The sequence below is a fragment of the Rhizobium sp. NFR03 genome (assembly GCF_900111275.1).
In the GTDB taxonomy this organism is placed as follows: Bacteria; Pseudomonadota; Alphaproteobacteria; order Rhizobiales; family Rhizobiaceae; genus Ferranicluibacter.
The window spans coordinates 337,816-361,061 of sequence record NZ_FOGR01000004.1 but is presented as its reverse complement, the minus strand read 5'-3'; the positions used below and the strand labels follow the sequence as shown (position 1 = coordinate 361,061).

Genomic DNA, 23,246 nt, shown 5'->3' with positions numbered 1-23,246 from the left:
CGTCGCGTGAACCGAGACCAAATGAAGAGGATGAACATGATGACGGAAACACCGGCACCGGCTGGAGCTTTCACACTGGCGGTCTGCGCGGAGATGGTCTTCCGCTCGCTGCCCGTCACCGAGCGCCTGAAGAGAATTACCGAGCTTGGCTTCGTCGCTGAAATCTGGGACTGGACCAAGCACGATATTCCGGCGCTTGCCAGTTCGGGCGCGACCTTCTCGTCCATGACGGGTTATGTCACGGGAACGCTGGCCGATGACGATGGTGCGAAGGAACTGCTGCGCACCGCGCGCCTCTCCATTCCCGTTGCAAAGGACATCGGCTGCCCGCGCCTGAACCTGCACGGAACGGGCCTCGACGGCGACGGCTTGCCGGTCGTCAAGGCGCATACTGTGAGCCCCGCCATGTGGCTCAAGGCGCGCGATACCCTGGAGCGGATCGCGGATCTCGGCGAGGAAGAGGGCGTGACCTTCGTCTTGGAAAACCTCAACGAGGCTGTCGACCACCCGAAGACGCCTTTTGCCAAGGCAGCGGATACGATTGCACTCGTCTCAGCCGTCAACAGGCCGTCGCTGAAGCTCAATCTCGATCTCTACCATGCGCAGATCGGCGAGGGGAACCTCATCGAGCTTTGCCGTCAGGCGCTTCCCTATATTGGTGAAATCCAGGTGGCGGACGTGCCCGGACGCAAGGAGCCAGGTACCGGCGAGATCAACTACCCCGCAATTGCGCGTGCGCTGCATGCCATGGGCTATTCGGGTGTCATCGGTCTTGAAGCGTGGCCGTCCGAAGATGACGAGCTTGCGCTTAGCCGCTTCCGCCAGGCGTTCACCCTCTAGAGCATTTCCGGCGAACAAGGGTTCACCGAAAATGCTCTATCCTCTTGTTTTCTCCGCATTGTCCAACGCCGAAGCGATCCCGCTTCGGCTGGAAATGCTCAAGCACTCTTCGTCTCTGCGCAATCGCCTGCATGGCACGCGCATCCATATGTCGGAAGGAATGAAAATGCTGAAAATCGGTCTTCTCGGTGCCGGACGAATTGGTAACGTCCACGCCAAAGCGATTACCTCCAATCCCGGAAGCGCACTGATCGCGGTTTCCGACGTCAACACGGATGCCGCCGGAAAGCTCGCCGCCCAGTATGGCGCCGAAGCACGTTCCAGCGCCGACATCATCAACGATGCCTCCATCGACGCCGTGCTGATCGCAACATCGACCGACACGCATTCCGATCTCATCGAAGCGGCGACGAAGGCCGGCAAGGCTGTGCTGTGCGAAAAGCCGGTCGACCTCAGCCTGGAGCGGGCACGCGCCTGCCAGGTGGTCGCAGATGCCACCGGCAAACCCGTGATGATCGGCTTCAATCGTCGCTTCGATCCGAACTTCGCGGCCCTCAAGACCGCCGCCGACCGTGGCGACATCGGCAAGACCGAGCTTCTGTCGATCACCTCGTTCGATCCGGCACCGCCGCCGGTTTCCTACATCAAGGTGTCCGGCGGTCTGTTCCGGGACATGATGATCCACGACTTCGACATGGCATGCTGGATCTTCGGCGGCGCTCCTGAAACCGTCACGGCCACCGGAAGCTCGATCGTCGATCCCGAGATCGGTGCCGCCGGTGACGTCGATACCGCTGCCGTCACGCTGAAGTTTGACGATGGACGTATCGCCGTCATCAAGAATAGCCGTCGAGCCGTCTATGGCTACGACCAGCGCATCGAGCTTCTCGGCTCCGAGGGTCTTCTTTCGGCCGGAAACATCCTTGAGAACACGGTGACAAAGTCGACGAAGGATGGCGTGACCGGTGCCAAGCCGGAGTTCTTCTTCCTCGAGCGCTACATGCGCGCCTATTCGATCGAGTGGAACGCCTTCGTCGATGCCATCACGTCAGGCTCGACCCTGCCGGTTTCGTTGCAGGACGGTGTCAACGCGCTGGCACTTGCAGAGGCGGCGACATTGTCGCTGAAGACAGGTCAGACGGTCAGGCTTTCCGAGATCCTGTAACAAGTGGGGTTTCGATGCCTCAAGCGAGACAGGCTCCGGTCAGCTTCCGGAGCCTGAAAGACGAGATCGTCAAGCGGAACCTCCGGTTCCCGGCTCGTGTCGAGAATGTTGCAAGGCTGTGTTTTGACGACCCGGAACGCCTTGCTTTCGAAACGACGACGGTCATTGCAAGACGCGCAGGAGTCTCGCGTTCGACAGTCCTTCGGTTCGCTATTCTCATCGGGTTCAGCGATATCAAATCCGCGCGTCGAATTTTCCAAGATGAAATCCGTATCCGTTCAGAACAGCATCTTTGAATGACCCAATGGTTCGATCGTCGTCTTGTTGTCAGGACGAACCTGTAGTCTCGCGAGACAAGAGATCTGCAACGTTTTCTTTTATTTAGAAAAAAATAATATTAATTAGAACGTTACCTCATCAAGCAAGAATTAACGCATATCTGAAATACTCCCGTAAGACCTGAAACCGGACGGGAACCATGAAACGCAGCGCGCTCGCTTCTATCGCTCTGGCACTCTCTATGTCTGCGGCACACGCGCAGACGATTGGTGTCTCAATGTCCGATCTGGACAAATTCAGAACAGCGCTGCTTGACGGCATCACGGCGCATGCAAAGACAATATCCGGCACCAAGCTTCTGACGGAGAACGCCAAAGGCGACGCAGAGCTTCAGAAGAAGCAGATGCAGAAATTCGTTGCCGACAAGGTCGATGCCATCATCGTCACGGTCGCCGACGGCGATCTCGGCCCTCAGCTGACGAAGATTGCGGTCGATGGCGGGGTGCCGTTGGTCTATCTCAACAATGTCCCCTCCAATCTCGAAGACTTGCCAGCTACTCAGGCCGTCGTCGCGTCCAATGAAAAAGAGTCGGGCACGATGCAGACGAAGGAAGTCTGCGCTCGCCTTAACGGCAAGGGCCGCGTCGTCGTTTTGATGGGCGAACCATTCAGCCCCGCCGCGCGCATGCGGACCCAGGATATTGTCGACGTGATCGCCACGCCAGAGTGCAAGGGGCTCGAAATCGTCGAGCGACAGGCCGCCTACTGGTCGCGAGACTATGCCGACCAGCAGATGCAGGAATGGCTGGCCGCCGGTGTGAAGTTCGACGCCGTCATCGCCAACAATGACGAGATGGCGCTTGGCGCGATCCGGGCCTTGAAGAAGGCCAACGTGCCGATGAAGGACGTTGTGGTCGCTGGTATCGATGCGACCGACGATGCGCTGGCTGCGATGGTCGCCGGCGAACTCGATGTGACCGTGCTTCAAAGTGCGACGGGACAGGGCGCCGGCGCGCTGGATGCAGCCATAAAGCTCGCCCAGAAGCAGACCGTGCCACGGGAGAACGACATTCCGTTCGAACTCGTCACGCCACAGACCGCCGCAAAATATCTGCCGAAGAGCCAGTGAATAGAAGAGGTCTGAGATGCTTTCGTTATGGAATAAGCGCGGTATTCGCGCACAGATCACCGCCGGCTTCGTACCCTTGATTCTCCTGATGAGCTTGCTGACGGCAACCGCTATATCCGGATTGAACGGGCTGGCGTCCATCTTCACGTCCTATCGCGCCACAACGGGTCAAAGTCTGGCTATTTCGGATTACAGCGACCGCCTGAACGACATTCAGATGTCAGTCGAGGCGTTCCGCGCAACGCCTGGCGAGGCGATCGTGGAACGCTTTCGTGCAGGTGTGAAGGGTTTCGAAGACGCCGACCAACGCTTTGGCGGCAATAGTGACCTCGCTGCCGGTCTTGCGACGATCCGTACGGACATCGCGTCCTACAGCCAGGCTTTCGAGCAAATCGTCGTGCTTCAGGCGAAGCGAGATAGCTTGTTATCCAAAGTCACCGAGTTCGGCCCGTGGACAAGCGTCGCGCTGAACGATGTCATGACCAGCGCGGGGCGTCAGGGCGACGTACCGCTGCTGCAAAAGACAGCGGCGACACTTGAGGCGCTGAACCGCAGCCTATACTACTCCGAGCGTTTCGTGCACGCGGGAGATTTTGCTGCCTACGATACAGCGCAGGCAGCACTTGCCGAAGCCGTGTCCCTGAATGAGGACGCGGTGAAGGCTGCGAGGAACGAGCTGCAGAAAAAGCGCGTTCTCGGTGCCAACCAGCTCATGCAGAACTACACGGCCCGCCTCGCAGACCTGAGAACGGTTCTCAGGGCCAGCGATACCATTCGTCAGACACAACTCAGCGTGCTCGCGCCGAAGATCTCCGCCGAATTCGACAAACTGCAAGCCAACATCGCCGGCGCGCAAAAGGCGCTCGACGGTTCGGTGGACGATACGGTGGCTTCCGCCAGCAACACGACGCTCGTCATCAGTGGCCTCCTGATCGTCATCGGCCTCGTCCTGTCCTATTTCATCGGCAAGCTGATATCCTCCGCCGTGAGCAAGATGGCCCAGTCCATGGAGCGACTGGCCCGGGGCGACGATCAGTTCACGATAACCGGCACTGACTACAAGCATGAATTGGGTGCGATGGCACGCTCGTTGAAAGTCTTCCAGGAGACGGGACGCGCCAAGCTGATCGCAGAATCCAACGCCGAACGTGCCCGTCTGGCCGTCGAGGAAGAGCGCCTGCGCCAGGAGGCCGAGCGCTTGAGCGATGCCGATGTGATGGAACATGCTTTCCGGCAGATCTCGTTGGGGCTCGACGCTCTATCGAAGGGCGACCTGACGATCCGGGTGGGCGCCGTCGATCAACGCTACGTCAAGATCCGCGACCACTTCAACAGCTCGGTGGAAAGTCTCCAGGACGTCATAGACTCTGTCATTCGCGCCGTCGGCACCATCCGTTCAGGCCTCACCGAGATCTCCACCGCCTCCAACGATCTGGCCCGCCGTACCGAACAGCAGGCAGCCTCACTCGAGGAAACCGTTGCAGCACTGGGCGATGTGACGCGTGGTGTGAACGGAACTGCCGAAGGCGCAAGCCGTGCCCAGAGCGTGGTGGCGACAGCGCGGACCACCGCCGAGAAGGGTGGCGAAATTGTCGCTCGTGCTATCGCCGCGATGACGGAAATTCAGGGGTCATCGTTGAAGATCGGCAATATCATCAATGTTATCGATGAGATCGCTTTCCAGACGAACCTTCTTGCGCTGAATGCCGGCGTGGAAGCTGCGCGCGCCGGGGAAGCCGGCAGGGGCTTTGCAGTTGTCGCACAGGAAGTTCGCGAGCTTGCCCAGCGTTCCGCGAAGGCGGCCCGGGAGATCAAGGATCTGATTTCGACGTCGGCGAAGGAAGTTGACACGGGCGTGCGGCTGGTGGGCGAGTCCGGGGTCTCGCTTCAGCAGATCGTCAGCCAAGTCAGCGCCATGAATGCAACCATCACCGAGATTGCCGTATCGTCCCGCGATCAGGCCCACAGCCTGCGTGAAGTGTCGGCCGCGGGTGACGAGATGGACAAGGTCACGCAGCAGAACGCTGCGATGGTTGAGGAAACCACGGCTGCTGCCCAGAGCCTATCGCAGGAGACCGAAGGGCTTGCCGAACTGCTACGCGGATTCAAGACAGTGAGCGGCCGCAGGTCAGAACAATCCTACTACGCGATGGCGTCTTGATATGGTCAGCATTGCCATCGAAGAATAGAGTGCGTCACTAACCGCAAGATGTTCTTCGATGGTATCCTCTTGAGCGGTAGGTTGGCCCTATCGGGCTTTGTACTCACCCTGCTGCTCATCAAAAACTTAACATGGCCATGCAGTCAAGGCTCATCGGGGACACGTTCAAGGCCCAGCCAAGAGTGTGAGGATCGGCAGGTGAGCAGTCACCCGCCCGCCGATCCGTTCCGGTTGTCAGATCAGGTGTTCCATACCCATGGACTTGAGAATGCCGTTCTGGATGGGCGCGACGGCCTCGTTGATCTGCCCGACGCCATAATCGAGCCCCTCCGGCATGACGACTGTTCTCAACGGACGCCGCTCGGTCGCGTCGATCAGCTTTGCGATCGCATCGGCAACCAGTTGCGGACGGGGCGGATTTGCGGGATCGTGCGACATCTCGGCGTTCGCCTTGATCTGGCCGGGTATTGCCGCCACGTCACCGTAGGATGCGAGGACGCCCGTATCGGACGGCTGAGGGCTGGACGAGATCAGGTTGCTCGGGAACGGGCCTGGCTCAACAATGACAGAGTCGACCCCGAAGCTTGCCAGTTCGTAGCGGTACGTTTCAGCCAGCGCTTCGAGCGCAAACTTGCTCGCGGCATAGACGCCGAAGAACGGGATGGTAAACCGCCCCATCAGCGACGTCACCTGAATGAGGAGCCCACTCCCGGCGGTGCGCATGTGCGGCAGAACGGCGCGATTTGTTCGGATGGTTCCGAAAACGTTGACTGCGAACAGCCGTTCGACATCGGCGGTCGTATAGGCTTCCGTCACGCCGATCGGCATCAATCCGGCATTGTTGACAAGCACATCGATCTTTCCGTGCTCTTTTACGACCTTGCCGATCGTTGAATTGACGGAAGCCTCGTCGGCGACGTCCATTTCAAGAACATGCAGCACATGCCCTCCAGCTGTTGCAGCGTCGATGAGATCCTTGCGAACCTGAGCCTTCCTTCCCTCCACGTCCCGCATGGTCGCAACCACCGTATGCCCTCGTCTCGCCAGCTCCAGCACCGTAAGGTTACCAAAGCCGCTGCTCGCACCCGTCACAAGCACAACTTTACCGCTCATCGCCAAACTTCCTTTATTAGAAAACGTATCGGCATTCATATGTATACAGACCTGTATGTATTGGCAATCGGAAACTCGCAACGGCTGCGTATCGCCGCGCGATGCACGGGTGCGCCTACGCAATTTGTCTTTGACGATCAACGAAATACCCGGCTTCGCAAACATCCGGTCGCGCTTCGCCCTGAAGTCAGAGAAGCACAAGACGGCGCTGCCACTCGATCCGTTACGGCACGATGGAGACTAACCGTGACAGGAACAATCGCCGGGCACTGTCATGCGAAATAGAACGCGATGGCTTTGCCGTCGATCGTGCGGACGTCGAACGTCGTTTCGTAGAGCGGCTCCAACACCTTACGGGTAACGATCTGCGCTGGAGGACCTTCCGCGAAAACCTTTCCATCCTTCATGGCGATGATGCGATCGGAGTGGCAGGAGGCGAAATTGATGTCGTGGAGGACGACCATCACGGTCTTGTCGAGGTCTGCGGTGGCCTTGCGGATCAGCCGCATCATGCCGGCAGCGTGGCGGATGTCGAGATTGTTCAGCGGCTCGTCGAACAGCATCACGTCCGTGTCCTGCGCCAACACCATCGCCACGAACGCCCGTTGCCGCTGACCGCCCGAAATCTCGTCGAGAAAGCTGTCCGCAAGCGGCTCAAGTGCGAGATAGGCAAGCGCTTCCTCGATCTTTTGCCTGTCCACGACGGTCATTCGCCCCTTTGAATGAGGGTAGCGGCCAAAGGCGACGAGATCACGCACCGTCAGCCGCACGGTCATTGCATTGTCCTGCCGAAGAATGGAGAGACGACGGGCCAGCACATCACCGGGCGTTCTGGTGACATCAAGACCGTCGATGGTCACCGAACCCGTATCGATCGGGAGCAGGCGGCTTATCATCGACAGCAACGTCGACTTACCGGCTCCGTTCGGCCCGATAATGGACGTCACGCCACCCTTGGGCAGCGTCAGGGAGACGCCGTCAACCACGAGCGCGGTATCGTAGCGTTTGCTGACATCGCGGATCTCGATCATCGCACAGTCTTTCTGAGAAGAAGGAAGAGAAAGAAGAGCCCGCCGACAAACTCGATGACAACACCGAGCGCCGTGTCGAGGGCCAGCAGACGTTCCAGAATGAGTTGACCGCCGACAAGCGCGATGATCGCGAGGAGCGCGGCGGCGGGAAGTATCCAGCGATGGCGATCGACCGGCATCAGGCGATGGGCGAGGCTTGCGACCAGCAGTCCGAAGAAGGTCACCGGCCCGACCAGCGCCGTCGAGACGGAGACCAGCACGGCGATGGCGACGAGAATGGTCGTTGTCACGCGGCGATGGTCGACGCCGAGCCCGATGGCCGTTTCGCGGCCGAGCGCCAGCACGTCGAAAGTGGAAAAAAGCCTGAAGACGAGGAGAAGGGCCAGTGCGACCAGCAGGGTGGAAATGCCGAGGAGACCGGCATCGACGGTGTTGAAACTGGCAAACAGCCGGTCCTGGAGCACGATGAACTCGTTCGGATCGATGATGCGCTGGAGAAACCCGGACAGGCTGCGGAACAGGACGCCGAAGATGATGCCGACCAGCATCAGCAAATGAAGGCTGCGCATGGCGCCTGAGAAAAGCCAGCGGTAGAGCAGGCAGGAAAACAGGATCATGATCCCGCATTCCGCGACGAACATCAGGCGCGGATCGAGCGTGGAGACGCGGGCGGCGCCGAGAGTGAACACGAGTGTCGTCTGGATCAGACCGTAAAGCGCATCGAAACCCATGATCGAGGGGGTGAGAATGCGGTTGTTGGTGATTGTCTGGAAAAGCACCGTGGAAACAGCGATGGCCGTTCCCACGAGAAGCATCGCGGCAAGCTTCGCTCCGCGAAACGGCAGGACGAAGCTCCAGTTGCCGCGGGCGCCCCATGTCATGAACAGGATGGAGACCAGGAGAACGACGATCCCCATGACGACGAGGCTCCGACCGGCGGTCAGCTTGCGGATCTCAGGCAACACGGGATCGCTTCCGCAGAATGAGGAAAAGAAAGAACACGCTGCCGACGACACCGAGAATGGCTCCGACCGGAATTTCGAACGGTGGAATGACGATCCGCCCGACGATATCGCAGGCGAGCACCAGCCCCGCCCCGAGACAGGCAACCAGCGGAAGCGACCGGCGCAGGTTGTCGCCGACCGCAATGGAAACGATGTTCGGCACCATCAGGCCGACGAACGGCACCATGCCCACCGTCACGACGACGCAGGCCGTCACGACGGAGACGATCACGAGACCGAGCGTGAGAATGCGCCCATAGGCAAGACCCAGATTGGTGGCGAATTCCTGGCCGAGGCCCATGACGGTAAACCGGTCGGCGGTCCACAGCGCCGCAAGCGTCAGACCCAGCGACATCCACAGGAGTTCGTAGCGCCCGCGCAGGACGGAGGAGAAGTCGCCCGTCATCACGGCGCCGAGCGATTGCAGCATATCCGCCCGATAGGCGATGAAGGTCGTCATGGCGCTGATAACGCCGCCGAGCATGATGCCGATCAGGGGCACCATCAAGGGCGTGCGCAGCGGCACCTGCCTGAGAATGAGAAGGAACAGGCTGGTGCCCAGGAGCGCAAAGCCGGTCGCGACCAGCATTTTGCCGAAGACGGGCAGGTCCGGGGCAAAGAGAAGCGCGACCAGAATGCCGAGACCCGCCGATTCGACCGTGCCGGCCGTCGAGGGCTCCACGAAGCGATTGCGCGCGAGCATCTGCATGATTGTGCCGGAGACTGCCATTCCGGCACCCGCAAGCACCAGCGCCAGCGTTCGCGGCACCCGGCTTTCCATGAGGATCAGCAACGCCCTCTCGTCTCCGGACAGGACCGTGACAAGCGACAGATCGCTGACGCCGGCAAAAAGGCTGGCGATACCGAGCGCTATGAGGACGAGAAGCGGGCCGAGGAATTTCATCGAACAGTGGTCATCTTCATACGAGGGACGTCGCCGCCCCATTTCAAGGGCGGCGACGTGGAGACGATCGGTGCTTGTCCAGGAGGACGCCTCAAGGCGATCAGCTGCCGGCAAGCGCCGTGTTCAACTGGTCGACCGTGTTCTGCATGGACCGGATGCCGCCGCTGACGAGATACCAGCCGACCGGATCCAGATAGACGACATGGCCGTCCTTCCACGCCTTGGTCTGGCGCACGATCTCGTTGTCGAGATACTGCCGCGCCGACGTGCCGCTGCGCTGGACGGCGGAATCGCGGTCGATCACATAGAGCCAATCGGGGTTGGTTTCGAGAACGAACTCGAAGGACGCGGCTTGCCCGTGATTGCCGGTCTTCAGCTCCGTTGCGGCGGGAACGACGCCGTAATCGCTGAACAGAACGCCGAAGCGGGAGCCGGGACCGTAGGCACTCAACTTGCCGCCGGTCGTGAGCACCAGAAGCCCCTTGCCGGCCTGAGCCGTCTTCGCCTTCAGTGTCGCGGTCGAACTTTCGAGCTTTTCGATCAAGGCATCGGCCTCTGTCGTCTTCCCGAAGATCGCGGCGAGCGAGCGCACATTGCCCTTGGCGCTGGCGAGATAGTTGGCCGGATCGATCGTCAGGTCGATGGTCGGCGCGATTTTCGCGAGGTCGGCATATTTCGCGGACGACCGGCCGGCAACGATGATCAGGTCCGGGGCAGCCGCATTGACGGCTTCGTAATCAGGCTCGAACAGCGTTCCGATCTTGATGTATTTCTCCGCATTGTAGTCGGCCAGATAGTCGGGCTTGTTGCCACCGGGTACGCCGGTCACTTCGATGCCCAGAGCATCGAGCGTGTCGAGGCTGCCGAGATCGAAGGTGAGAATCCTGGTCGGGGCCTTGGCGAGCGTCAGCGCGCCCTGCCGGTGCTTGACGACGATCTCGTCCGCATGGGCAAGCCCACTGAACGCCGCAATGGCTGTGGTCGCCAGGGCGACGATGAGCGTCCGTATTTTTCCGATGGTCATTCGGCCGATGGTCATTTGGTCTGCTCCGATTGTCGTTGCTTGCGGGGCCGCCTCTGCCGGACAGAGGCGGCCCCAGAGGGTCAGAATGTCTTGGTGAGGCTCACCCAGACACGGCGACCTTCCAGCACGGTGTTGAAATCCGTCCGCTCGACCTCCTTGTCGAGGACATTGTAAATCGCCGCGCTCATGACGAGGCTGTCATTGAAGGCGTACTTCCCGCCGAGATCGATCGTCGTATAGGCATCGTATTCGCGCCCTACTTGCCCGTTGATGGTCACGGGCGTTCCGTTCGTGCCGATCCGCGCGCCGGAGTTGATCTCCTTGCCATGGTAGTTCGCAGAGGTCCACGCGGTCAGCCCTTCCACGGGCGTTTCCCAGTCGGCACGCAGATTGGCGGCATGGGCGGGCGTACGGGCCAGCGGAAAACCTTCATATGTGCCGGTTTTCTGCTCGGAGTCGGTATAGGTGTAGGAACCGCGCAGCGAGATGTGCGCAGTCGCATGCCATGTCGCGGTCAACTCGACACCCTGGATCACGGCGTCGTCGATATTGTAGTTGTACCAGAGACGATAGTTCGGATCCTCGCTCCACCGCACGGGCCGGCCGTTGGCGTCGAGAACGAGGGCGTTGGAAATCTTGTCCTTGAAGTCGGTGTGGAAGTAGGTGGCGCCGAGAATGATATCGCCATGGTCCCACACGGCACCGATCTCGACGCTTGTGCTGGTCTCGGCTTTCAGGTCGGGGTCGCCGATGATGACGCCGCAGGTGCCGTTCGGGCCGTAGGAGCAATTGCCGCCGCCCGTCGTATAGGCATAGCCGGGAGCGACAGAGCGAATGTCCGGCGCGCGGAAGCCTGTGGAAACACCGCCCTTCACCGTCAGTTCGCTCGTGGCGTTCCATACGCCATAGATACGCGGCGTAAGATTGTAACCATACTCCTCGTGATGATTGGTGCGGACCCCTGTCGTCAGCGCGAAACTGTCGAGGATCTGCCACTCGTCTTCGGCAAACAACGCCCATTGGGTCGCCGAGAAGCGCTCGTCGAGGCCCGTGCCCCGGCCGGGGTTCTGGTCCGTCAGGCGCGCCTCGAAATATTGCCCGCCGGTGACGACCTTGTGCTCACCCAGGAGATCGAACGGCGTGGTGAACTTCCCGTCGATCACCGTGTTCCGGATCTCCGGAGAGCGGTCGTTCTTGACGAAATCATCGACCGCCGGAGAAAAGCTGTAGCTCTTCCGCTGCGCCCATTCCTGCTGGATAGAGAATTCCGATGTGGTCGGGCCCCAGCGTCCGGTGTGCGACAGGGACCAATGATCGCGATCATTGTCGTTGGATGTGCCGTTTGCGCCCTCTTCAAGGGTCCGCAGCGCCGACGCCTCGCGCCGGACGTTCTGGCGGCCTCCTTCGAACACGATATCGTGCTCGGCATTTGGCGTCAGCGTCACGCGGCCGGTGAGGTCGAATTCACCCGCGCTGGTGACGCCGCTGATGATCGTATCCTCGCTCCGACGAAGACCGCGTCCCCAGACCTGCATGCCGACCGTATCCTGCAGGATCGGGCCGCTGGCATACATGGAAATCTGTCCGCTATCGCCGTGGCGCGAGTGCTGCTGCAAGGTCGCATCCGTCGTGATGCTGCCTGACCACGCGTCGGAGACCTTGCGGGTGATGATGTTGATGACGCCGCCCATTGCATCCGAGCCATAGAGCGACGACATCGGCCCGCGCACCACCTCGATCCGCTCGATGGCCGCAACCGGAGGCAGGAAGTTCTGCTCGAAACCCGCATTGCCGTTGATGCGCGCATCGCGCGTGCTTTGTCGCTTCCCGTCCACCAGGATCAGCGTGTAGGCACCGGGAAGGCCCCGGATATAGATGTCCTCGTCGTTTTCGCCGCCGGTGACCGAGACGCCCTGAACCTCGCGAAGCGCATCCGTGAGATCGCGATAGGAACCCATTTCGAGATCTTCACGGGTCACGACCGTGATGCTGGCAGGTGCGTTCTTTACCGTCTGCTCGAAGCCCGACGCCGTGACCACGATCTGCTCGAGAACTGTGGCCTCTTCCGCTTCCTGCGCCAGAGCTGTCGACGGCAGCCCCAGTGCCGTACCAGCCATCGCGAGAGCGATCATTCTCTTGCGTCGTCGCGCCTCTGGATATGCAAATCCGGCCCGATGCCTGTCCATACTCATTTGCCCCACCATAACTTGATTATTTATGTCTACTTATGTAAGGCGGGTTCGGGACGTCAACGCCGTTGTTTTTGAACCATTCCAAGTTCGAAAAAACGCAACGGGCGGAACGGACGTCTACCTCCCATCAAAGCGGCCAAGCCCGACGAAACATGCGAACGACGGAAACAGGATCGACAGAAGCGTTGAAAGAAGACAGGAACCCACGCGACGATCTCGGCCGGTTGCGCCTGCTGATGGCGTTCGATGCCCTGCTTCGGGAAGGAAGCGTGGGTGGCGCGGCCCGCACCCTCGGTCTGCAATCGTCTGCGGTGAGCCGGCTTCTCGCTCAACTGCGCGATCTCTACGACGACCCGCTCTTTACCCGCACCGTCAAGGGCCTCGTGCCCACGCAGCTTGCCGAAACGCTGCGACCGCGTATCCGGGCGCTCATCGAGGAAAGCGAGAGCCTGGTGTCGCGTGAGACGGCGGCCCGGGCACCTCGCTCCGGCCTGCCAACCGGATGGGAACGTCCTCCCCTGATGGAGATACCGCCGCTCGCCGTTCGCCCTGCCAATCTTCTCGACGGACAGCCAACGCCGGGCGATGTCGCCAGACGCCTGGCGCGGATCGGCTCCAATGCGGATCCTCAGTTAAGGCTCGCCAAGTATATCGCGACCATCGGCGGCGGGCCTGGTCGCAGCCGCCCTTTGACCCGAACCGAGGCAGACGATGCGCTTTCCGTGATCCTCGAAGGGCAGGGCGACCCGATCCAGATCGGCGCCTTTCTGTCGCTGACCCATTATCGGGGCGCGACCGCTGCCGAACTCGCCGGTTTCGTCACCGCAGCGCGCCGTCACTGCACGGTTCTGGACGAGCCGGAGATCGGCGCAGACCTCGACTGGCCCTGCTACATGTCCCCGAAGCTGCGCAGCCCGCCCTGGTTTCTCCACGCCGCGCGCCTCGTGGCGCAGGCTGGCCATAAAGTCCTGCTGCACGGCCATTCCGGGCGGGAAGAGCAGGCCGAAAAACTACCGATGGCTTGCGAGATGGCCGGCATACCGATTTCCACTTCGGTGACCGCTGCACGGCGAGATGTCGCCGCCTGCGGCATCGCCTATCTTCCGCTGCTATCGCTCTCGGCCCAGATCCACCGACTGATCGGCCTGCATGGGCTCTTCGAAATGCGCGGGCCGGTCAATATCGTCGTGCACATGCTCAACCCGCTGAACGCGCCGACCAGCCTTCTCGGCGTTGCAAATCCCATGCAGCGCGATCTCCATCGTCACATTGGCGGTCTTCTGGGCCTGGCGAACCTTTCCATTCTGGGAAACAACCGGGACTTCGCCCAGTTCACGCCATTCAAGGCAACCACGGTCCTGCGTCTCGTCGACGGCGAACCGGACGATCTGCACCTGCCCGGACTTCCAGCACCCGCCACCCATCCCCCGACGGGCCTGACCAGCCGCGAATACTGGCAAGCCGTCTGGACCGGGGCGGCGCGTGACGAGACAGCCGAAACCATCATCGTGACGACGGCCGCCATCGCGCTCATGACGATCCGGGCGCGCGAGCGCCTGGACTTTGCAAAGGCTTGCGAGATCGCACGAGACCTGTGGTCCGCGCGGCAGATATCGCCGGGATGACGGGCGGGATCGACACCGACGGGGCCGGCATCCGCAAGCTCCCGATCACTCCACTTCCACACAAGGAGCCGAAGGTGACACTTCATAAATTGTTCATATCGTTTTGCCTGATGTCCACGCTGGCAACGAATGCGTATGCCGATGAAACCCGTGATCGAACGGCTGCGGACTATGCGGCGGCGGGCGTTCTCGCTGGAAGGGACTTTCCCGGGCTGGTCGATCTCTGCGACATCTCAAGGCGCTTGCTCGTCGCAGGGAAACGTGAGCCCGGCTCTGCGGCAACGCGCCCCGACCGTCCGAAGCGCGAGTCCCTGGCCCCGTTGCAGCCGATGCAGGTTTTCGACAATCTCTACTTTGTCGGCAATCGCCAGGTTTCGGCCTGGTTGCTGGGCACGGAGAAGGGATATTTCCTGATCGACGCCATGAACAACGACAAACAGGCAAAGACGATCATCGAAGCGGGCATCCTGAAGCTCGGTCTCGATCCGAAGAAAATCATGTACATCGTGGTTACCCACGCGCACGGCGATCATTACGGCGGTCAGAATTACATTGCGACGACCTATGGCTCCCGCGTTGCGATGAGCGACGCCGACTGGAACGTGCTCGAAGATCCCAAGCAGCGGATCGAGAATCCGCGCTGGGGACCACGGCCCCAACGGGATGTGATCGTCGGAAACGGCGAGACCCTTTCGATCCCCGGGACAGAGATCCAGACATGGACGACCCCAGGCCACACACCCGGCACGATCTCGCTGATCTTTGACGTGTTCGACAAAGGCAAGCCGCACAAGGCTGCCCTGTGGGGCGGAACGGGATTCAATTTCGGTCCGGATGAGGCCAGACTGCGACAGTACGCAGACTCCGCCTCACGCTTCGGCAAGATTGCGTCGGAGCAAGGCGTGGACGTCTTTCTGTCCAATCATCCGAACAGGGACAGCGGGATCGAGAAGATGGCCGAGCTTGGCCAACGCGGTTCCGACGAACCCAATCCGTTTGTCATGGGCGCGACAGCACTGAAGGCATTTTCGGTGTTCGAGCAATGCGCGCTGGCGCAAGCCGCGCGCGTGGCATCGAAGGCGAATTAGGCTGACCGGGCATGTCGGGTGAGATAGCACGCTTCTGTAAGACATCGGCGAAGGGTAGAGTTCCCCTTCGCCGATGCTGTTGCGGCGTTAGCCGACGTTACGCACGCCCATCATAACGCCGGTCGCAAGAGTCACCAGCAGATAATCGCCACGAATTTTGCCATGCCAGCAACGCCTTGCTTGCAAAGCGTTTTCCTGTTTCCTCAAAGGTTGCCCGTAGCGGAACCCGGCGCGCTGGCGGCTCCCTTGATCGGTCCGCCAAGCGTATCCTTGAACCAATCGACCACGCGGTTGATGACGGGTGGCTGGTACCAGGTGAGATCGCCGTGACCGGCCCCCTCAACGAGAACGTACTCCACCTTGTCGCCCTTCTTCTTCAAGGCCTCGTAGAGCTGAACGCTTTGCTTCGGCGACACGAGCGTATCGGCACTTCCATGCAGGATGAGGAAGGGCGGCTTGGCGCCGTCGACATGACCCATGGGGCTCGCCTTCAAGGCCTTCTCCGGATTGCTGTCGATCGATGCCCCTGGGAAATCCGCAAAGGCCGTTCCGTTCACCAGCAGGGCTTCGGTAACCGCCGGCGATTGATGCACCTTCGCGATTGCTTCTGGAAATCCGTCGCCGATTTCCAGAAGGTTGGAGATCCCGTACATCGTCACAGCCGCCTGAACATCGGAGGATTTGTCCAGAAACTGGCCCTTGTCGAATTGCTTCTCGCCATTCGTCATGCCCATCATCTGTGAAACGTAGCCGCCGGCTGAATCTCCCAGCACGCCGATACGGGCAGGGTCGATGCCGTACTCATCGGCATGTTCCCGCAGGTAACGGATCGCCGCCTTTCCGTCCTCGACCAGTGCGGGATACTTGTTCGGAACCGTGCGATATTGTGCAGCCGCCACCACGAAGCCCGCCTTGGCGAGCTCGATCCGCAAATCGATGAACTTCTCATGATCCGCAGAGGTGAAGCCGCCGCCCGGGAAGTAGACGATCGCCGGCTTCAGATCTTTGGTCCGGGGTACAAGCAGCGACATCTCTAGCTGGGTGACGGCCCGAACCTGCTTGATCTGCGAAAAGATCACACCGCTGATCTGATCGATCTGCCCTTGCGTCTTTTCCACGCGAACGACCTCGGCGCCTTCCGCGTAGCCGGGCAGAGACGTCTTGTCGTCAGCTTGGGCAAGGTTGGCGGTCACCATGGCTGCTCCGAAAAATAGCGCGCCGAAAAGGCGCAGAGGTAGAGGCTTCATGTCGATATCTCCTGAATACGTCCTGGATTGCTGAAAGTTCAAACACAGGAAGGGACAATGCGCTTCGTCCTGTGACACGATGGCCGCGGATTGCGGCTCTTGCTGTTTGGGATGCAGGCATCGCGGCTCCGAAAAATATCTTTCTTCTCGTAACCGAATTTCGGCAAAGCGTAAAATTAAAGGTGCTTCATTTAACCCGACCGAAATTTGTTCAAGCCTCACATCAGACAGTCCGGAGTTGCAGTGACATGGCTGCCGTCCTCTCGGCTGAGGTCAACGATCACATCGCCTGCTTCGGCGCTGCCGCCCCGATGGATCGGAGTCCCAGTGCCAGGATGGCGGCGGCCGCAACGGTCGAACCCAATCCCATCATGAGGGCGACGCTCGGGAGCGACGCGCCGTTTGCAAACAGCATGCCGGCAATGATCGGGCTGAGGGCTGCGCCACCCCGGCCGATGCCGATGACGAAACCGGTGCCGCTTGCGCGGACTTCGGTCGGAAACGCCTCGGCGAAGATGGCATAGAGTCCGACCACGGCGGCGTTCGTGGCGCATCCGGCAACGGCTGCGAGAAGCGATAGTTGCACCAAATCGGGAGCGCTGCGCCCGAACAACGCCACGAGAGCCGTTGCGAGCACCATGACGCCGATCGTCAGGGGGCGCACGGCGAAGCGCTGGCTGAGCAGGCTGATGGCGATGGAGCCGGCGATGCCGCCGATATTGGCCCAGACCAGCACGTTGCCGGCGGCGGACGGCATGAAGCCCATATCCGCGACGATCTTCGGCGCCCATTTCAGGATGAAATAGAAGGTCATGATGTGGAAGAAGTAGGCAAGCGTCAGGCACACGGTCGCCGCGATCAGCGATGGCGTGAACAGTTGCAGGATGCCGGGCTTGAGGCGTGCGGCATCCCGTTCCGGCAGGGCGGCAATGCTTGCGCGGCCCATGCGCTTCAGGACGTCGTTGACACGATCGAGCGCGCCTGCGGGGCGTCGCTGGATAAGCCATGGCACGGTTTCCGGCAGGGTGAAGTAGACGAGCGGGATGCAGCAGGCCGTCACCATCGCGCCGCTGGCGAACACGGCTCTCCAGCTGTAATCGACGAGAAAATGGGACACGAGCGCGCCGCCGATCACGGCCCCGAGCGGATAGCCGGTCGCCATCAGTGCAATCGAGACGTTGCGGCGTTTCGCATTGGCGTGCTCGGCTGCAAGCGCATTGGTCGCCGCCAGCATGCCGCCGATGCCGAGACCGGTCAGCAGACGGAAGGCCGACAGTGGCAGGATGCCGGATGCCGTTGCCGCCAGCGACATGCCGCTGGCCATCAGCACGAGACTGACGAGGACGGCGGCGCGCCGGCCGATGCGGTCGCACAAGCCCCCGAGCCAGACGGAGCCGATAGCCATGCCGATGAGTTCCATCGACAGCACGATGCCGAGCGCCGCCCGGTCGATGCCCCAGTCCTTGGCGATGCCGGGTGACGCGAAGCTGATCGACAGAACGTCGAACCCGTCGAGCGCGTTCAGAAGAACGCAAAGACCGACGGCCCAGATCTGCATCGGGCTCATCGGCGTCTGCGCAATAATGTGTTTCGGATCCTCGTTCATGGCTGCTCCTCCCTCAAGGTTGAAATGAAATCCAGGGTCCTGCCCGCGCGGCGCGGATGCAGGACCCTGCCGTCGCGTCCGTCTCAGTCGCCGACCGTCATCAGCGCGTCGAGAATGATGGCGCCTTGGCGTCCGGGATGGACGACGACGGGATTAAGGTCGATCTCGCGGATCGACGGTTCCGCTCGGAGAATCCGGCCGAGATGGCCGACGATGTCGGCCACAGCTCCGACATCGCAGGGGGCGGCCCCGCGAAAGCCGCCAAGAAGAGCGGCGCATTTCAGCCGTCCGATTTCCCCGATGATGGCCTCCGGTGTCAGGTCCGGTGCGAGCAGGCGGACGTCTTTCAAAATTTCCGCCTGGACGCCGCCGAAGCCGAGGAGAATGACCGGACCCCATTCCGGATCGTTTCGCGCGCCGACGATCAGTTCGATGCCGCGCGGGCTCATCGTCTCCACCAGAACGCCGTCGAGCACGATCCCCGGCCTGTGGCGGGCGATATTGGCCGACAGTTCGGCCCAGCCCTTTGCGACGGCGACGTCGTCGGACAGGCCGACGACAACCCCGCCCGCATCGCTCTTGTGCGAGAGATCAGGGGACTGGGCCTTGAGAACGACTGGGTAGCCGATCTCGCGCGCGATGCGGCAGGCATCTTCCGGCGTTGTGGCCAGCGCACCATCCGGGAAAGTGAAACCGGCCTGCCGCAGAAGGTCCTTGGCCCGGTATTCCGGAACGACCGCCGGGCCGCCGGGCAATCCCGCCAGTGTCGCCGGCTCGACGCCGCTTACCGCAAGGTTACGGCGCGCGCGCTCGTCCAGTCTTGAGACGGCCCGCATCACCCGGTCGGTGGAGGGGAAATAGGCGATGCCAAGGGCGCGAAGGCCATCCACATAGGCGGACGGGATCGGCGCACCCTCGTCCAGGCCGGCAATGATGATGGGCTTTTTGGGCTTCAGGTCCGCGATGGCGCTGAGGATGGAAGGGAATTTCAGGGTGCAGGTGGCAGCGTCCGTCTGGATGATGCCGAGCACGATGGTTTCGACGCGATCGTCGCCGAGAAGGGCCGCGAGCGTGCGCCGGTAGAGGTCCGGATCGACCAGCGATTGCGCCGTGAGATCGACCGGGTTGCTGACCGGCACGAAGGGCGGCAGGGCGGCGCGAAGGTTCGGGCTGTCCTCGTCGGTCATCGGCGGCAGGGGCAAAGCGAGTGCTTCCGCCAGATCGAGCGTCAAGGCCTTGAAGGCGCCGGATTCGCCGACCACCGCAGTGCCGCCGCCGCCGATCCTGCCGTAGCGGGCGGTAAGCTCCAGGCAGTCGCCGAACTCCTCGAGCGTCTCCACGAGTATGACGCCCACCCGCTCGACACTGGTCTTCATGACCTGATAGTCGCCAGCCATGGCGCCGGTGTGGGTGGCGGCCGATTCCCGCGCGGCGCTGCTGCGGCCGGGATGCAGGAGAACGATGGGCTTGCCCGTCGCGATGCAGCGCCGCGCGGCTTTCAGGAAGCGCGCCGGCTTGCGGAACTGCTCGACGACCATGCCGATGACGCGGGTATGGGGATCGTCGATCAGATAGTCCACATAGTCCTCGACGCCGCTTGCCGCTTCGTTTCCGGTCGAGATCGAGAAGGACAGGCCGAGGCCGCGCGCAAGCAGTGTGGTATCAACGACGGCAGCGATCGCGCCCGATTGGGAGACGATGCCGATGCCCGGACGGCCGTTAAGCCTGATGTCGGGCGTCTCGATGAATGTCAGGGGAATGCCATCGACGAAGTTGACGAGGCCGAGGCAGTTCGGCCCTTCCACGATCATGCCGCTGCGCGCGGCGATGGCGGCGATCTCGCGCTGTTCCGCCAGCCCTTCCGGGCCGCCCTCGGCAAAGCCGGCCGAGAAGATCACCGCCGCGCCGGTCTTGCGCAAGGCGAGCGCGTTCACGGCCTCCAGGACGGAGGCGCGCGGTATGGCGAGGATCGCCACGTCGACACCCTCCGGCAGGTCGGCGATGGCCTTCAGGCAGGCACGGCCGCCGATCTCCGCCCGGTTGGGGTTGACGAGAAAGACCTCGCCGGGAAACCGCAGACGGTCGAGATTGGCAAGAACGGAAGCCCCGAGGGCGCCGGGCTTGTCGGATGCGCCGATGATCGCCACGGAGGCCGGACGAAGCAGGCGGCCGATGGCATGGGCAGGCAGGAACCGGATGTCTTGGTCCATAGTCGTCTCTCCTCCACGGGGCCGCGCGTCCATGGGATGGCGGCTTTTGCTGCATGCGATTGATGGGGCCGCATCGCCTCCCGGTGCGATGCGGTTCCGATACGGCTTACGCTTGCGACTTCGACCGGTCGTAGGCGCCAAGACCCGGCTTGTAGCTCTTCTCGTCGATGAACTGCCGGATGCCTTCCTTGCGGCCCTCGTTGTCGTAGCTGTTGGCGGCTTCCTGCGCGCGGACCAGATAGTCTTCCGCTTCCTCGTAGGTCATGGTGCCGACCCGTCGCACGGCATCCTTGGTGGCCTTCAGGGCAACCGGGTTCTTCTTCAGCAGCACCTGAGCGACCTCGCCGACGCGGGCTTTCAGCTGGTCGAGCGGCAGAGCCTCGTTGACGAAGCCCCATTCGGCCGCCTTCCTGCCGTCGATGTTCTCGCCGGTCAGCGCGTGGTACATCGCGTTGCGGAAATTGGTCAGTTCGAGCGCGACCTTGGTGGCCCCGCCGCCCGGAAGGATGCCCCAGTTGATCTCGGAAAGCCCGAACCGGGCCTCTTCGGCGGCAAAGGCGAGGTCGCAAGCAAACAGCGGGCCGTATCCTCCGCCGAAGCACCAGCCGTTGACCATGGCGATGGTGGGCTTCTGGTACCACCGCAGGCGGCGCCACCAGCCGTAGCTTTCGCGCTGCGCCTTGCGTGTGCCGCGCAGGCCCTGGCTCTCGGTCTCGCGGAAATACTCCTTGAGATCCATGCCGGCGGACCATGCGGTGCCTTGCCCGGTGAGCACGAGAACGCCAACATCCTCGGAAAATTCGAGTTCGTCCAGAACCTCCATCATCCGGCGGTTGAGCGCCGGGTTCATGGCGTTACGCTTGTCGGGACGATTGAAACTGACCCACGCGACCCGATCGACGATCTCGAATGTGACGGTGTCCTGATCCTGGCGATGCAGATCCATGGCTTATCTCCTTGTTGACGAATGTCGGTGGTTTGATGAAGTCTCGTGAAGACAGTCGACCTCCTCAAGGCCGGCCGGTTCTCAACCGGACACGCACCCCGTGGATGTCGTTTGCTTTTTTGCAGGAGGCGTCAGATCGGGAAGTGACCGTTCTGGGTCTCGATGGTGATCCAGCGCAGTTCCGTGAAGGCGTCGATGCCGGCCTTGCCGCCGAAACGGCCGTAGCCCGAGTTCTTGACACCGCCGAACGGCATCTGCGCCTCGTCATGGACGGTCGGTCCGTTGATGTGGCAGATCCCGGATTTGATCCGCCGGGCGACACGCAAACCCCGCGCGGTATCGCGGGTGAACACGGCGGACGACAGGCCGTATTCGGTATCGTTCGCCAGTTCGATGGCGTGCTCCTCGTCCCGCGCCCTGACGACGGCAACAACGGGACCGAAGCTCTCGTCGCGAAACAGCCGCATGGCCGGCGTCACGCGGTCCACGACATGGGCCGGCATGAGGACGCCTTCTGCGGGGCCGCCATTGACGAGCGTGGCCCCGGCGGCGACAGCATCGTCGACCAGCGATTGCACATGATGGACGGTCTTCATGTCCGCGACGGCGCCGAGCGGCGCGGCACCCGTGCGGGGATCGCCGACATCGAGCGTTGCGACCTTTGCCTGGAAGCGGGCGATGAAGGCGTCCGCAACGGCATCCACCACGATGATCCGCTCGGTCGACATGCAGATCTGGCCCTGGTTCATGAAGGCGCCGAAGGCCGCAGCCCTGACCGCTTGGTCCAGATCCGCATCGTCGAGGACGATAAACGGCGCCTTGCCGCCCAGTTCCAGCAGAACCGGCTTGAGATGTTCGGCAGCCCGCTTCGCGATGATCCGGCCGACCGCGGTCGATCCGGTAAAGTTGATACGGCGGATGGCGGGATGGTCGATCAGCGCTCCGACGACCGCGCCGGCATCTGCCGCCGCATGGGTGACGATGTTGACCGCGCCGTCCGGCAGCCCGGCATCCATGAAGGACGAGACGATGAGGCTGTGCGTTCGGGGGCAAAGCTCGGACGCCTTGAGAATGACCGTGTTGCCGCAGGCAAGCGGCATGGCGATTGCCCGGACGCCGAGGATGATGGGCGCGTTCCACGGTGCGATGCCGAGAATGACGCCAACCGGTTCGCGGATGGTCATGGCGAGGCATCCGGGCTTGTCCGAGGGGATGACCTCGCCGCCGATCTGCGTGGTCATGGCCGCGGCCTCGCGGATCATTCCGGCGGCCAGCATGATGTTGAACCGCGCCCAGCCCTCGGTCGCGCCGATCTCCGACATCATGGCATCGATAAAATCGGCGGCCCTCGCCTCCAATGCCGCCGCCGCTTTGGATAGGGCCGCGCGCCGGGCATTCGGCCCGAAGCTGCTCCAGACGGCAAACGCCGCCTCTGCCTTCTCGGCAATCCCGCTGATATCGTCGACCCGGAAGGCGCTTGCGACAGTCGCCACCGTGCCGTCGAGCGGGTTGATCCGCTCGAATGTGGCCTGACGATCCTGCTGGTCCGGTTGAGCCGGCCGATGGGACTGAGCCGGAATTTGAACGATGGTCATAACCTTTGAGCCTCCCGCCTCATTGCTATGTTATATAGCATGACAAATTTGTTTGAGTTGGCAAGAGAAATTTTCTAAAATCGAAAG

At 61.7% G+C, this 23,246-nt stretch carries 17 protein-coding genes; 6 read left to right on the top strand and 11 right to left on the bottom strand.

Annotated features, from left to right (window positions below):
• Nucleotides 1-36: 36 nt before the first annotated feature.
• The 4 genes from BSG19_RS14820 to BSG19_RS14800 all read left to right on the top strand — a co-directional run bounded on the left by BSG19_RS14820 (nt 37) and on the right by BSG19_RS14800 (nt 5,574).
• A complete protein-coding gene (locus BSG19_RS14820; RefSeq protein ID WP_170865986.1) occupies nt 37-840 on the top strand; it encodes a TIM barrel protein in 804 nt (267 codons plus the stop codon).
• Between the two features lie 166 nt (nt 841-1,006).
• Nucleotides 1,007-2,005: an inositol 2-dehydrogenase gene (gene iolG, locus BSG19_RS14815; RefSeq protein WP_092989090.1), complete on the top strand. Its 999-nt coding sequence runs from the start codon at nt 1,007-1,009 to the stop codon at nt 2,003-2,005.
• Between the two features lie 478 nt (nt 2,006-2,483).
• Entirely contained in the window at nt 2,484-3,413 is a 930-nt protein-coding gene (locus BSG19_RS14805) for a substrate-binding domain-containing protein (protein WP_092988788.1), read from the top strand.
• A gap of 16 nt (nt 3,414-3,429) precedes the next feature.
• On the top strand, nt 3,430-5,574 hold the full coding sequence (locus BSG19_RS14800; protein ID WP_092988787.1) for a methyl-accepting chemotaxis protein: 2,145 nt from the start codon (nt 3,430-3,432) through the stop codon (nt 5,572-5,574).
• A gap of 234 nt (nt 5,575-5,808) precedes the next feature.
• On the opposite strand, the gene BSG19_RS14795 is transcribed toward BSG19_RS14800, so the two are convergent.
• From BSG19_RS14795 to BSG19_RS14770, 6 genes are all read right to left on the bottom strand, one after another.
• Nucleotides 5,809-6,687 (bottom strand): SDR family oxidoreductase, encoded by an 879-nt coding sequence (locus tag BSG19_RS14795; protein ID WP_092988786.1) that lies wholly within the window; start codon nt 6,685-6,687, stop codon nt 5,809-5,811.
• A gap of 272 nt (nt 6,688-6,959) precedes the next feature.
• Entirely contained in the window at nt 6,960-7,718 is a 759-nt protein-coding gene (locus BSG19_RS14790) for an iron ABC transporter ATP-binding protein (RefSeq protein WP_092988785.1), read from the bottom strand.
• Nucleotides 7,715-8,635, bottom strand: a complete 921-nt coding sequence (locus tag BSG19_RS14785; protein WP_092989089.1) for an iron chelate uptake ABC transporter family permease subunit — start codon at nt 8,633-8,635, stop codon at nt 7,715-7,717. Before BSG19_RS14785 ends, BSG19_RS14790 begins: the two co-directional genes overlap by 4 nt.
• A 37-nt stretch (nt 8,636-8,672) precedes the next feature.
• A complete protein-coding gene (locus BSG19_RS14780; protein WP_092988784.1) occupies nt 8,673-9,626 on the bottom strand; it encodes an ABC transporter permease in 954 nt (317 codons plus the stop codon).
• A 100-nt stretch (nt 9,627-9,726) separates the two neighbouring features.
• The gene (locus tag BSG19_RS14775; RefSeq protein WP_092988783.1) at nt 9,727-10,665 is read right to left on the bottom strand and encodes a siderophore ABC transporter substrate-binding protein; all 939 of its coding nucleotides are present in this window, start codon (nt 10,663-10,665) and stop codon (nt 9,727-9,729) included.
• A 65-nt stretch (nt 10,666-10,730) separates the two neighbouring features.
• On the bottom strand, nt 10,731-12,782 hold the full coding sequence (locus BSG19_RS14770) for a TonB-dependent receptor domain-containing protein (RefSeq protein ID WP_244529259.1): 2,052 nt from the start codon (nt 12,780-12,782) through the stop codon (nt 10,731-10,733).
• Nucleotides 12,783-13,027: 245 nt separating this feature from the next.
• Between BSG19_RS14770 and BSG19_RS14765 the strand changes: the two genes are divergently transcribed.
• Complete coding sequence (locus BSG19_RS14765) at nt 13,028-14,467, top strand: glycosyl transferase family protein (RefSeq protein ID WP_170865985.1); 1,440 nt, start codon at nt 13,028-13,030, stop codon at nt 14,465-14,467.
• A complete protein-coding gene (locus tag BSG19_RS14760) occupies nt 14,464-15,555 on the top strand; it encodes an MBL fold metallo-hydrolase (protein WP_139274776.1) in 1,092 nt (363 codons plus the stop codon). Before BSG19_RS14765 ends, BSG19_RS14760 begins: the two co-directional genes overlap by 4 nt.
• Nucleotides 15,556-15,758: 203 nt before the next feature.
• Here BSG19_RS14760 and BSG19_RS14755 read toward each other — a convergent pair whose 3' ends face one another.
• The 5 genes from BSG19_RS14755 to BSG19_RS14735 all read right to left on the bottom strand — a co-directional run bounded on the left by BSG19_RS14755 (nt 15,759) and on the right by BSG19_RS14735 (nt 23,159).
• Nucleotides 15,759-16,802, bottom strand: a complete 1,044-nt coding sequence (locus BSG19_RS14755) for an alpha/beta hydrolase (RefSeq protein ID WP_092988780.1) — start codon at nt 16,800-16,802, stop codon at nt 15,759-15,761.
• Nucleotides 16,803-17,082: 280 nt separating this feature from the next.
• Entirely contained in the window at nt 17,083-18,408 is a 1,326-nt protein-coding gene (locus BSG19_RS14750) for an MFS transporter (protein ID WP_092988779.1), read from the bottom strand.
• 83 nt (nt 18,409-18,491) lie between these two features.
• Entirely contained in the window at nt 18,492-20,618 is a 2,127-nt protein-coding gene (locus BSG19_RS14745; RefSeq protein WP_092988778.1) for an acetate--CoA ligase family protein, read from the bottom strand.
• Nucleotides 20,619-20,724: 106 nt separating this feature from the next.
• Nucleotides 20,725-21,564 carry a p-hydroxycinnamoyl CoA hydratase/lyase gene (locus BSG19_RS14740; protein WP_092988777.1) on the bottom strand — a complete coding sequence of 280 codons (840 nt, stop codon included), beginning with the start codon at nt 21,562-21,564 and terminating at the stop codon, nt 20,725-20,727.
• 131 nt (nt 21,565-21,695) lie between these two features.
• On the bottom strand, nt 21,696-23,159 hold the full coding sequence (locus BSG19_RS14735; protein ID WP_092988776.1) for an aldehyde dehydrogenase: 1,464 nt from the start codon (nt 23,157-23,159) through the stop codon (nt 21,696-21,698).
• Nucleotides 23,160-23,246 lie beyond the last annotated feature (87 nt).